Origin of the sequence: Glycomyces terrestris (assembly GCF_003933745.1) — a bacterium.
Lineage (GTDB): Bacteria > Actinomycetota > Actinomycetes > Mycobacteriales > Micromonosporaceae > Glycomyces > Glycomyces terrestris.
The window spans coordinates 162,583-174,183 of sequence record NZ_RSEB01000004.1 but is presented as its reverse complement, the minus strand read 5'-3'; the positions used below and the strand labels follow the sequence as shown (position 1 = coordinate 174,183).

9 protein-coding genes are annotated in these 11,601 nt (G+C 73.8%); 1 reads left to right on the top strand and 8 read right to left on the bottom strand.

Features of this window, described 5'->3' with window-relative positions:
- Window positions 1-124: 124 nt before the first annotated feature.
- Both EIW28_RS14905 and EIW28_RS14900 read right to left on the bottom strand, forming a co-directional pair.
- Window positions 125-655, bottom strand: a complete 531-nt coding sequence (locus EIW28_RS14905) for a glutathione peroxidase (protein ID WP_125248514.1) — start codon at window positions 653-655, stop codon at window positions 125-127.
- Window positions 656-1,064: 409 nt separating this feature from the next.
- A complete protein-coding gene (locus EIW28_RS14900; RefSeq protein WP_125248513.1) occupies window positions 1,065-1,325 on the bottom strand; it encodes a hypothetical protein in 261 nt (86 codons plus the stop codon).
- A 111-nt stretch (window positions 1,326-1,436) separates the two neighbouring features.
- Here EIW28_RS14900 and EIW28_RS14895 point away from each other — a divergent pair, with 111 nt between their 5' ends.
- A complete protein-coding gene (locus EIW28_RS14895) occupies window positions 1,437-2,999 on the top strand; it encodes a phytoene desaturase family protein (RefSeq protein ID WP_125248512.1) in 1,563 nt (520 codons plus the stop codon).
- A 333-nt stretch (window positions 3,000-3,332) separates the two neighbouring features.
- Here EIW28_RS14895 and EIW28_RS14890 read toward each other — a convergent pair whose 3' ends face one another.
- From EIW28_RS14890 to EIW28_RS14865, 6 genes are all read right to left on the bottom strand, one after another.
- Window positions 3,333-5,330 carry a hypothetical protein gene (locus EIW28_RS14890; protein WP_125248511.1) on the bottom strand — a complete coding sequence of 666 codons (1,998 nt, stop codon included), beginning with the start codon at window positions 5,328-5,330 and terminating at the stop codon, window positions 3,333-3,335.
- Between the two features lie 308 nt (window positions 5,331-5,638).
- Window positions 5,639-6,679, bottom strand: a complete 1,041-nt coding sequence (locus EIW28_RS14885; protein ID WP_125248510.1) for a LacI family DNA-binding transcriptional regulator — start codon at window positions 6,677-6,679, stop codon at window positions 5,639-5,641.
- Between the two features lie 41 nt (window positions 6,680-6,720).
- Window positions 6,721-7,122 (bottom strand): DUF7144 family membrane protein, encoded by a 402-nt coding sequence (locus EIW28_RS14880; protein WP_125248509.1) that lies wholly within the window; start codon window positions 7,120-7,122, stop codon window positions 6,721-6,723.
- Between the two features lie 79 nt (window positions 7,123-7,201).
- Window positions 7,202-8,287 carry a DUF4185 domain-containing protein gene (locus EIW28_RS14875; protein WP_125248508.1) on the bottom strand — a complete coding sequence of 362 codons (1,086 nt, stop codon included), beginning with the start codon at window positions 8,285-8,287 and terminating at the stop codon, window positions 7,202-7,204.
- Window positions 8,284-9,456, bottom strand: a complete 1,173-nt coding sequence (locus tag EIW28_RS14870; protein ID WP_125248507.1) for a GDSL-type esterase/lipase family protein — start codon at window positions 9,454-9,456, stop codon at window positions 8,284-8,286. Before EIW28_RS14870 ends, EIW28_RS14875 begins: the two co-directional genes overlap by 4 nt.
- Window positions 9,453-11,600, bottom strand: a complete 2,148-nt coding sequence (locus EIW28_RS14865; protein WP_125248506.1) for a glucosidase family protein — start codon at window positions 11,598-11,600, stop codon at window positions 9,453-9,455. The genes EIW28_RS14870 and EIW28_RS14865 overlap by 4 nt, the downstream gene beginning before the upstream one ends.
- Between the last annotated feature and the right edge of the window lies 1 nt (window position 11,601).

Here is an 11,601-nt window from a genome sequence, read left to right as displayed (position 1 = left end):
CTCTGTGTCCAGTTTTAGGTTATCAGCGTGAAGCCCCGCGCGCGCCCGCCGGGCGTTGAAACCGGGCAAGAATCGCCCATGATATGCTGTTGAACTGCGGAAATGCGGTTTGTGAAACTGTCGCCTACGGGCAGGCGGTCGACCGCTCGAGTTCGGCCTCGATCGCCTTGCGGAGCGCGGGGTCGTCGGGCGTGACCGTCGGCGCGAAGCGGGCCACGACGCGGCCGCCGCGGTCGAGGAGGAACTTCTCGAAGTTCCACTGCACCTCGGGGTCGTCGGCGGTGTCGCCCTCGGGCTTGCCGTCGATGCGGGGCCGGCCCTGCACGAGCGCGGTGTAGAGCGGGTGCCGGGTCTCGCCGGCGACGCTGATCTTCGCCATGAGCGGGAAGGTGACCGCGTAGTTGACCGAGCAGAACTCGGCGATCTCCTCGTCGGTGCCCGGCTCCTGGCCCATGAAGTCGTTGGCGGGGAAGCCGACGACGGTGAAGCCGCGGTCCCGGTACTCCTCGTGGGCCCGCTGGAGCCCTTCGTACTGCGGGGTCAGCCCGCATTTGGAGGCGGTGTTGACGACCAGGACGACCTGCCCGAGGTAGTCGGCCAGGCTCGCCTCCCCGCCGTCGTTCCGGTGGAACCCGATCCCGGTCAGGTCGCTCATGCGGTGCCCCTTCTGCGCGGTGTCGCCGTTGCTCCGGCAAACGTACCCGCCCGCGGGCGGGGGCGGGCGGCGTTGCGCCCCGAGTCCATCGACGCGGCGACCCCGGGGAGTGCGGCCGTCCGCACCGCCTGCTCGTCGTTGCCTTCGCGGATCGGCAATTCCACGGTGGACCGGCGCAGGGACGTAGCGGACTCGCGCAGGGACGTAGCCAGCAGCCCGGCGCGGAGAACGCAGCCAGCGGCCCGGCGCGGGAACGCAGCGACCCGGCGCGGGGAACGCAGTCAGCGGCCCGGCGCAGGAAACGCAGCGGACTGGCGCGGGGAACGCAGCGGACTGGCGCGGGGAACGCAGCGGTGCCCCCGGCCGAACGGCCGGGGGCACCGCTCCAGGTCGTCGCAGCGGCCGGCCGCTAGAGGCCGTGCTCGTTGCGGAAGTCCTCGACGGCGCCGGTGGCGCTGTCCTGGGCGTTCTGCACGGAGTCGCCCGCGCCCTGCACGGCGTCCTGCGCGCCCTGCACCGCGTCGCCGGCCTGGCCGGCCATGTCGGGGACGTACTCCTGGTACGCCGCGTCCGTCGCGTCGCCCGCCATCTCGCCGGCCTGGCCCTTGGCCTCCTCGACGGCGCCGGTCACCATGTCCTTCAGCTCGTTGAACTTGTCCAGCAAGCCCATCGGATTACCCCCTCTTCGCTCGGTACGTCCCACTATAGGGGGATGCACTGCACCGGCAAAGTTTCCTGAACGACTGCACAGCAAACACTCGGCCGCGTGTTAGGAATGGGCATGCCTCAGCACCGGAACTACGACGCCGTCATCGTCGGCGGCGGCCACAACGGGCTCGTCGCCGCCGCCTACCTCGCCCGCGCCGGCAGGCGCGTCCTGGTGCTGGAACGCCTGGGCCGCACCGGAGGCGCCGCGATCTCCGCCCCCGCGTTCCCCGGCGTCGACGCGCGGCTCTCGCGCTACTCCTACCTCGTGAGCCTGCTGCCGCGCGCCATCGTCGACGACCTCGGCCTGCGGTTCCGGGTACGCAAACGCCACGTCTCCTCCTACACCCCGACCGAGCGCGGCGGAAGCGCCACCGGGCTCCTCGTCACCCGCGACCAGGCGCGCAACCGCGAGACCTTCGCCCGCCTCACCGGCTCCGACGCCGAATTCGAAGCGTGGCAGGCGTTCTACGGCGCCGCCGCCCGCGTCGCCGAGCGCGTCTTCCCCACCCTCACCGAGCCCCTGCCCGCCAAGGAGGACCTGCGGCGCCGCGTCGGCGACGAGCGGGCCTGGCGCATGTTCTTCGAAGCGCCCCTTGGCGAAGCGATCGAGTCGAGCTTCCAGGACGACCTCGTGCGCGGGGTCGTCCTCACCGACGCCCTCATCGGCACGTTCACCTCCGCGTGGGCCGAGGACCTGCGGCAGAACCGCACCTTCCTGTACCACGTCATCGGCGGCGGCACCGGCGACTGGGACGTGCCGGTCGGCGGCATGGGCGCCTTCACCGACGAGCTCGCCGCCGCGGCGCGGGCCGCCGGCGCCGAGATCCTCACCGGACACGAGGTCACCGGCGTCGACACCGACGGCACGCGGGCCGAGGTCGCCTACGCGGCCGAGGACGGCGCCGGCGCCGTCGAGACCCGGCACGTGCTCGTCAACGCCTCACCGGAGGCGCTGGCCGACCTGCTCGGCGAGCCGGCGCCCGAGCGGGCCGAGGGCGCGCAGCTCAAGGTCAACATGCTGCTGAAGCGCCTGCCGCGGCTGCGCGACACCGGCGTCGACCCGCGCGACGCGTTCGCGGGGACGTTCCACGTCGCCGAGTCGTACGCCGAGCTCGAGGCCGCGTACGCCGAGGCGGCGGCCGGGCGGCTGCCGTCGCGTCCGCCTTCGGAGATCTACTGCCACTCCCTGTCCGACCCGTCGATCCTCGGCGAGGACCTGGTGCGCCGCGGATACCAGACGCTGACGCTGTTCGGCCTCCACACGCCCGCCCGCCTGTTCACCGGAGGCGAAGCGGCCCAACGGGATGCGAAGGCCGCGCTCCTGGAGGCCACGATCGCGCAGCTCGACCGGTTCCTCGCCGAACCGCTGGCCGACTGCCTGGCGACGGACGCGAACGGCGACCCGTGCATCGAGGCGAAGACCCCGGCCGACCTGGAGCGGGACCTGCGGCTGCCGGGCGGCAACATCTTCCACCGGGACCTGTCGTGGCCCTACCGGACCGAGGCGGCGCCTGGCCGCTGGGGCGTGGAGACCGCTCACGCGAACGTGCTCCTCTGCGGCGCGGGCGCGGCGAGAGGCGGCGGCGTCAGCGGCATCCCCGGGCACAACGCGGCCATGGCCGTCCTCGAAGCGTAGGACCAGTCGCGCCGCGGGGAGCGGCGCAGGGCGAACGCGTCACTGGTCGGGGTGGGCAGACTCGGGCCCGCAGCCGGGCCGCACGGAGTCGTTGCGCCGCACAGCGAACGCGTCACCGGTCCGGGGGGCGGCCCCAGGCCGGGAGCCGGACCGCACGGAGCCGTTGCGCCGCACAGCGAACGCGTCAGCGGTGCGAATCGACGGCCCTGGGCCCGCGGCCGGAGCGGCGGGCACCGGTCCCGGGCCCAGCCGCGGCGGGGCGACGTCCTCGACGCGCAGAGCGGATCGAAGTCCGATGAGGACGATGTACTCGCGGACCGTGCCGGCGGCCGCTCAGTCCCCCAGGGCGCGCATCCACAGGACCAGGTGCCAGTCCTGGTCGTTCGCGAGCGGGTCGTCGCGGTGCGCGGCGCGGCCGTCCACGGTGGAGGGCATGACGAACGCGCAGGTGGCGGAGCCGTCGGCGAACTGGTTGGCCATGTTCGCGCGGTGCACGGCCTCGGCGAGCCGATCGGTCTCGGGCGTGCGCAGCTCCGCGGGGAGGCGCTGGAGCGTCGCCGCGGTGAGCGCGGACCAGTGGTGGGGGAAGACGTCGCCCCAGAGCCGCTCGATGCCGAACCAGTAGCCGTCCCAGTGGCGGATCGCGACGCCGTGGAGGCGCGCGTGCGGCTGGGGACCGGAGAAGGCGAGAAGCCACGGCAGGCGCTCGGCGACGGCGTCGCGGAAGACCGGCTCGCCCGTGAGTTCATATGCGGCCGTGAGGAGGTCGATGAGCGGGGCCACGATGGACTGCTCGTAGTTGACCTCGTGGGCGGGCAGCGCCCGGCCGAGGCCGACGAAGTGCCGCGCGGAGGCGATCACGTGGTCGCGCAGCCGCGCGGCCCGGTCCGGCAGCCCGGCCGCGTCGAGGGCCGCCGCGACGGCGACGGTGGTCTCCGACAGGGTGATCGACAGGTGCGCGGCGCCGCCGAGGGCGAAGTTGCGTTCGATGATGCGCGCGGCGCGGTCGAGCGCGGTCGCGGAGCCGGTGAGGCGGTGGCGGTCGTGGAAGAACTGCGCGAGCCAGGGCGCGTCGTACAGGCGCGGGACGCGGCCGACCTGGCTGCCGCGAGTGGGGGTGGCGTCGGCGTCGAGCAGGTGGCGCCACGCGAACTCGGCCCAGCCGGCCAGGAGGGGCTCGACGGCGTCCGGGTCGGTCCAGCCGCGCAGGGCGGCGAGCTGCACCAGCAGGGGCATGGCGAGGCGCTCGGAGCCGTCGGTCCAGTCCTGCCAGCCGTTGGTGGCGTGGGTGGTGCGGGTGCGCACGTCGACGGGGACGAAGGCGTGGGCGAGGAGCCCGGGGCGCTCGCGGGCGACCTGGTGGCGCGCGATGTAGTCGACGCGGCGGCGCACGACGGTCTCGAGCGGGTCGTGGAAGAGGACCTCGGTGCGGGCGCCGCCGATGTCCACGGTGTACACGCCGTGGCGGTCGGCGGTGACCGACCAGCGGCCCTCCCCCGCCGGTGCGACCGCGGCGTCCGGGCTGGCGACCGCGTCGGCCTCGACGGTGATCGCCTGCCCCGTCTCGGCGGCGAAGGCGGAGAAGCGGGCCGGGGCGCGGGTCGCGGCGAGGAAGTCCGCGACGGTGTCGTACCAGCCCAGTTCCCATTCGAGCGCGAGCGAGCCGCCGGGGGCGACGGCGAGTTCGGGCTGGCCGCCGAAGGCGTCGGGGTTGCGGGCGCGGTCGGTGGTCAGGAGCGCGATGTGGCCGCGGACGTTCGAGTACGAGGCGGGGTTGCGCGACTCGATCGAGTAGGCGCGCACGGCGCCTTCGCGCACGATGAGGCCGAGGCCGCGGCCGGTGCCGGACATGGGCTGCGCCAGGGCCCAGGCCCAGGTGCCGCCGGTGAAGAGGTGGGCGTGGACGGCGTGCGCGAGGGCGTCCTCGGCGGTGCCGTAGAGGTCGCCGAACGGGGTCTGGACGCCGAGGCCGGTGACGCGCAGCGCCTCGGCGCCGTCGTTGCGGACGGTGTAGCGCTCGCGCAGCACGTCGCCGTCGCTCCAGCGGCGCACGGTGACGCGCACGTCCGCGCCGAGCGGGTGGACGGCCTCGACGCCGCCCTCGATCACGTGCAGCTCGGCCGGGGCCTGCCAGCGGAAGCCGCCGCGGTCGGTGACCAGGTGCCCTGAGCCCCATTGGTGTTCGATCGAGTGCCAGGCCGAGGTGGCGGTGTCGAGGAGGAAGCGGCGGGCGGGGTCGGCCGCGTCGGTGAACTGGAGGGGCGCGCCGGTCACGGGGTCGAGGACGGCGTGGCCGCCGCCGAAGGCGAGCCGCTGGGGAGGCTGGGGCACGGGGTGGGCCTTTCACGCGTTGTCGATTCGAATCGACGATAGCACGGCGGCATCGGCCGCGGCCCCGTCCCGAGCGGGCCGGGTCGTGTTTCATGACCCGGGTCGCGTCCGAGTCCCTTTGTGCTCAAGGCGCCGGGTGCTCGGCGAAGCGCCGCCAGATCGCGCGGCCGTCCGCTTCGGAGGGCCCGCCGGCGGCGGAGGGGACGCCGAGCTCGTCGCGGCTGCCGGCGCGGGAACCCGGGTCGTTCGGCAACGCACCGAGCGGGCGAACGGGCCGGATGCGGACCATCCGGGTTCAGAGACACGACCTAGGAGAAGACGGCGGTCGTGGCCCGGCGGTGCAGCTCGCCGGGCGCGATGAGGTGCAGGCCCGGCTCGGTCTCGGACCCGCCGAGCCGTTCGAAGAGGAGGTCGACGGCCTTGCGTGAGACGTCGCGGGCCTGCGCGGAGACGTTGGTGACCGGCGGGTCGAACGCCGCGGCGGCCGCGTCGGAGCACACGCCGACGACGGACACGTCGGCGCCGGGGCGCAGTCCGTGGAGGCGGGTGAGCTGGAGCAGCCACTCGGCGGCCTGCGGGGTGCGGGCGATGAGGCCGAGGCGCTCGCCGCGGTGGGCGAGCAGGCGGGGCGCGGCCGCGTCGACGCCGGCCCAGCCGGGCCGGTCGGGGTGGACGGCGTCGAACGCGAGGCCGCGGGCGGCGGCGCGGTCGCGGCAGGCGTCGTGGAAGGCGCTGAGGAACCAGTACTCGCCGGGGACGACGCCGCCGGTCTCGCCGAGGACGACGGCGTGCGTGTGCCCGGTGTCGGCGAGCTCGTCCACGAGCGCCTCGGCGGCCGCGACGGCGTCGTAGTCGACCGCGTCGAGCCCGGCCCGGTCGGCGGGCGTGCCGATGAGGACGACCGGCAGGTCCAGGGCTGCGGCGGTGGCGATGCGCTCGTCGCGGGCGGCGACGTCCATGAGGATGAACGCGTCGCAGTTCTGGCGCCCGGCCATGCGCTTGAGGCCGTCGGGGCCCTCGTCGGTGGTGATGAGGACGACGTCGTAGTCGCGTTCGCGGGCGGCCTCCACGATCGTGTCGATGTAGGGCACGGTGTCGCGGGGGTCGGCGCGCTCGCCGAGGCGGACCATGAGGGCGATGACGTGGGTCGTGCGCCCGCGCAGCGCCCGCGCGCCCGCGTTCGGCTGGTAGGTGAGCTGCTCGATGGCGGCCATGACCCGCTCGCGGGTCTCGGCGGAGATCGAGCGCTTCCCGCTCATGACGTACGAGACGGTGCTCTGGGAGACGCCCGCCAGTCGCGCCACGTCGTGGCTGGTGGGGGCCGTCCGCCGGGCGCGTCGCTCGCTCATGCGGCCAGCCTAGTGGGCGCCCGAAGCGCGGCCGTGCGGGCTCAGGGGGCGTTGACCTCGGCGAGGACGACCGCCAGCGCCCAGATCACGAACACGTCGAACGCGATGACGAGCAGTGCCCACAGCGGGTAGTAGGGCAGGAAGAAGAACTGGTTGAGCGCCGACACGGCGGCCAGGCCGATGCCGGCGCCGTAGGCCCAGGACCGTCCCATGAGGACGAAGAGGCCGGTGAGGGCGAGCAGGGCGCCGATGACGATGTGGATCCAGCCCCAGCCGGTGGTGTCGATCGCGAAGGTGTAGTCGGCGACGGTGGCGAACAGGCGGTCGTCGGCGACGGCCGCGATGCCTTCGAACAGCTGGAACAGGCCCGCGGTGATCATCAGGGCGCCTGCGGCGACCGCGCCCGCGGTGGCCCAGGCGAGTCTTCCGGCGTCGTCGGACATGGCCGGCTCCTCCCTCGCTCGTCTCGCTCCTGTGTACCCCCGCCCGGTGCGGGCGGGGGCGAAACCGGCGAATCGGCGGTCAGAAGTCGACGTCGACGTAGCGGGGCCGGTAGAGGTGGGCGTCGGCGTAGAGGTCGTCGCCTTCGAAGCTGTTCACGTTGTAGGTGATGAGGAGGGAGTCGCGGTCGCCGAGGTGCGGGTGGGCCTTGGCGTTGTAGGTGAAGACGTTCCCGCCGGTCTCGGGGGTGGTGTAGAGGAGGGTCCGGCCGGTGTAGGGGCCGGAGAGGTCGTCGCTCTGGTACATGACGATCTCGGCGCTGAGCGGCTGGGTGGCGTCGCCGGTGACGAGGGTGAACCGGCCTTGGAAGCGGTGGACGCTGAACTCGTTGGAGACGCCTTCGAGGATGCGGGTGGAGGCGTTCGGGTCGGCGGTCCAGGCGCCGTCGGCGAAGTACTCCCAGGGCGCGGTGGTGAGCGCGCCGGTGGGGACGCGGGCGAGGTGGGCGTACTTCTGGGCCTGGTTGTCCTCGACGCCGAACACGTAGGTGTAGCCGTCCCGGGGGTCCTCGTAGATCGCCGAGCCCCAGTTGACGGTGGACTCGGGGAGGTCGGTGATCGCGGTGAGGGCCATGGTGTCGGCGTCGAAGGTGGCGACGGCGTTGCCGGCGAACGCGAAGTCGAAGACGCCGGTGCCGGTCTTGACGAACTCGAGGAGCATGACCTTGAGGGTGTCGCCTTCGACGGTGCCGTCGCCAAACCAGTACCAGTTCTGGGTCTCGTCGCCGCCGGGGACCTTGACGAGGGATTCGGGGGCGGCCGCGGTGCCGCCGGTGACGGTGGTGAGGTCGCCGTCGTCGTCGACGATGATCGAGTTGTGGAGGAACGGGGAGTCGAGGGGCCGGCTGCGGTCGTCGTGCACCTCGCCCATGAAGGTGTCGGAGTAGAGCCAGGCGGTGGTGCCGTCGGGCAGGGGGACGCTGTAGGCGGAGTCGGCGCCGGTCCAGCGGCCGGCGGTGTCGCCGTAGGTCTCGAAGCGCTCGGTGAGCTCCTCGTTGACGCTCGCGGTGGGGGCGCAGGCGGTGGCGGCCTGGGCGGCGCCGGGGATCGCGGCGGCGGCCAGCGCGGCGAGGGCCGCGGTGGCGAGGGTGGTCGGTCGGCGGGTCATGTGCTGCTCCTTTGCAGTTCGGGAGTGAATCGGGCGAGGACGCGGTCGGCGAAGCGTTCGCCGATGAGGCGCTGGACGTCGGGGCCGGGGTGGAGGTTGTCCGGCAGCGGCGCCGCCGCGGCGTCCTGTCCGCTGTAGAGGGACAGGCCGTCGAGGTAGTGGAGGCGGTGGTCGTCGTCGCGGCGGCGGTCGGCGATGGCGGCGAGTTCGGCGCGGATCACCTGGAGGGAGAGCTTGCCGGCGAGGACGTCGTCCTCGGTGCCGCCGGCGATGGACCACTCCTGGTCGCGGGCGGGGTCTTGGACGGTGGGGCCGGCGCGGGTCTCGACGGGGGCGCACCAGATCGGGGAGACGAGGACGATCGGGGTGTCGGGGTGGCCGTCGCGGATCGTGTCGAGGAAGCCGTCGACGGCGGGTCGGAAGGCGCGCAGGCGCATGGTGTCGCCGTTGACGATGTTGATGCCGATCTTGAGGCTGATGAGGTCGGCGGGGGTGTCGCGGATGGTGCGGGCGGTGAAGGGGTCGAGCATGGCGTTGCCGCTGAAGGCGAGGTTGGTGAGGTGGGCGCCGGCGCGGAGGGCCGCGACGGCGGGCCAGGTGCCGGTGGTGGTGTCGGCGCGGTAGCCGTGGCTGATGGAGCTGCCGTGGTGGACCCAGCGCGGCTGCCGCGTCGGGGCCTGGGGCCGGACGGGTGCGTCGGCGCGGAGTGCGAGGAGTTCGACGGCGTCGTGGTAGGGGAGCCAGAGTTCGAGGTCGCGTTCGGCGCCGGTGGCGAGGCCGGTGAAGCGGGCGGTGGCGTCCGGGCCGGGGACGACGGTGCCGTCGGGCCGGTCGAAGGTGAACACGAAGCGGGAGCCGGCGGGGACGTCGGCGGTGGCGACGACGCGGCCGTGCTCGGTGAGTTCGTAGGTGCCGGGCGGCAGGGGCGAGGCGGGGTCGGGGGCGATGCGGCGGGCCTGGACGTCGAGTTCGATGACGTCGGCGGCGGTGCGCAGGGCGAGGCGGACGCCGGCGCTCTCGGCGCTGGTCTGGACCATGAACCGGTCGGGGATCTGGCGTCGGGCGGCTCGGGGGAGGCGGTGCGGGAGGAGGCCGCGGCCGGTGTCCTCGACTTCGACGGCGCCGCGGACCATGGCCGGTTCGATCGGGTAGGGCTGCAAGGCGTTCATGTGGTCTCGGCGGTGTCGTTCGCGAGGGCGCTGTCGGTGACGGTGCCGTCGGCGTGGACGTCGACGAGCCGGTCGCCGAGGCGCAGGCCGCGCAGGACGGCGCGGGGGTCGAGGTCGGCGATGCAGGCGCGGGAGGTGTCGAGGCCGGTGGAGCCGACCGCGGGGTCGACGCCGAAGAGGGACTCGATGACCAGGGCCGCGTAGGCGCCGGCGGAGGAGCAGGCCCAGTCGATGATGTAGGGCAGCTGCGGGGGCGCTTTGCGGGCGCCGCCGTTGACGGTCGGCATGGCCTCTTCGGTGAAGTGGGCCTGGCCGGGCGGGCCCTGGTTGGCGGAGCGGGCGAGGCCGGGGAGCCAGTCGAGGGCGGCGCGGGGTGCGCCGAGGGCGACGAGGGCGCGGGCGGCGTCGGCGGGCCAGGCGGGGTAGGCACCGTTCCACTGGTGGTCGGGGCGGGGGCTGAAGCTCGCGTCGGGGTCCCATGGGGACAGTGAGCGGAGCCAGGCCTCGGTCCGCAGTTCGCGCTCGAAGAACGCGACCATCTCGCGGCGCACCTCGGGGTCGAGGTCGTCGGCGATGGTGGTGCCGACGACCGAGAAGTCGTAGACGTGGCGAACGGGCACGCGGGTGCCGTCGGGTTGGCGGGCGGCGAAGTGGCCGGTGCCGGGTTCGTAGAGCTCGGTGACGTCGTCGACGAGCGCGCGGGCCTCGTCGGTGAGGGCCGCGGCGGCGTCGGCCTCGCCGCGGGCGGCGAGGATCTGGGCGGCGGTGCGCATGCTCCACACGTTGGCGGCGTTCAGGCTCGCGACTTCGTGGGTGTAGGAGCTGACGCATTCGAGGAGGTTGTCGATCTCGCCGTAGTCGGCGAGGGGCGAGGCGCCGCGGAGCCCCTGCCAGGCGAGCGCCCATTCGCGCAGGTGCTCGGTGACGGGGCGCCCGCCCGGGGCGGCGTCGAGCAGGCCGGTGTCGCCGGTGAAGCGGAGGTAGTCGTGGACGAGGCGGGTCATGGCGTAGTCGTTGACGGAGTACCAGCGGCCGACGGGCCCGCCGGTGAGCGAGGAGGTGCCGAAGTGGGTGTGGACGTCGGAGGCGATCCAGTGCTCGACCTGGCGGCGCATGACGGCGGGATCGAGGAGGGCGTGGGTGAGGGAGCTGAGGCTGTAGTCCCAGATGAAGGTGGTGGTGGCCCAATAGTTGGGCATGAGGGTGTCGTAGCTGCGGCCGAGCACGTTGCCGGCGAAGTCGCGCCGGAACCAGATCGTGCCGAGGACGCCCCACCAGTAGAGGCGGCGCAGGGGTTCGGAGGTGGTCTCGAGGCGGGGCATGTGGCCGGAGAACTCGGTGTTGCCGGGGGTGAAGGCGGCGGCGAGCCGGGCGTTCCAGTCGGTTTCGGCGCGGTGCACGGCGGCGGGGACGTCGGCGGCGATGCGGTCGAAGGCGGCTTCGGCGGCCTCGCGGGTGGGGGCGGTGGTGTGGACGTAGCCGAAGCGGGCGGTGGCGCCGGGGGCGAGGTCGAGGCGGACGGTGACCTCGCCGCCGCGTTCGATGCCGCCGATGCCGAAGTCGTGGCCGCCGGCGGCGGGCGCGATGCGGGAGCGGTGGACTGTGGCGCGGGTGTCGACGCCCTGGACGCTCCAGGCGGTGCCGGCGTCGTTCTGGAAGACGAGGCGGGAGGGGCCGGGGGTGGCGCGGTTGCGCTCCTCGGGGGCGACGGCGTCGAGCCACGCCTCGGCCGAGCGGGTCGCGCCGGCGGCGAGGGTGAGGGTGACGGGGACGGTGCGGTGCTCCTCCCCCGTGTTGGTGATGCTGACGTCGATCGCGACGCCGGTCTCGCCTGGGGCGCAGACGGTGACGGTGGACAGGTCGAGGCCGGGCAGCGTGACGCTGCGGCGGACCCGGTCGGGGCGCCACTCGTGGGTGATGGGGGCGCCGTAGGACTCGACGAGGCGCCCGTCCACGAAGCACGCGGCGGTGCGGGTGAGGCCTTGGGACACCGGCGGGAAGGTGACGGCGCTGACCGCGGTGAGGTCGTGGTCGACGCGGACGGTGCCGAGGTGGTTGGTCAGGCCGCTGGGCGCGATCATGTCGTCGTAGTGGTGCGTCACCGGATCGGCGGCGAGGTCGTCCACTGTGGGTATGTGGCGCATG